The following is a 452-nucleotide window of genomic DNA, read 5'->3' as shown; positions in this document are numbered from 1 at the left end:
TTGCGACCAACTTGATAGAAGTAAATCATGTACAGTGCTTATGACTCTTTTATTATCGTTTAAATCTTGAATCATATAGTCAAATTGTTGTAACGCTTGCTTTAATGCTTCCTCGTTTAAATAAATTCGCGGCATATTACTCTCTCCCTATTATTGTCCATCTGCTTTCTTATAATCATCAGCTTTTTTCTCAATAAAATCTGAAATTTCCGTTGCTGTGCGTATGTACCAAAAACTCAGATGTTCTACATGAGCTCGTATATCGTTAATCTTGGCTTCTAATCGTCTACTTTCAGTTGTTTCTAATAACGCCATCATGTTTGAAATTAATCTCGGTACCCTATCTTGAAATTCTTGTGCGTTTCTCTTCATATCTCTTACAGCTTGTTCTAGATTCTCTACAACTACATGGATTTCTCCGCCTCCTAATAACTTCCCTGGAGAATCATAAA

General features: G+C 35.0%; 1 pseudogene. It reads right to left on the bottom strand.

Annotated elements, in window-relative coordinates:
- Positions 1–150 precede the first annotated feature (150 nt).
- Positions 151–452 (bottom strand): annotated as a pseudogene (locus MR063_RS21555) (lipase family protein); the annotation flags it as partial.

It is taken from the genome of Bacillus cereus group sp. BfR-BA-01492 (assembly GCF_022662815.1).
GTDB lineage: Bacteria > Bacillota > Bacilli > Bacillales > Bacillaceae_G > Bacillus_A > Bacillus_A cereus_BD.
The sequence above is the reverse complement of the archived record's forward strand: the minus strand, read 5'-3'. Positions and strand labels throughout refer to the sequence as shown.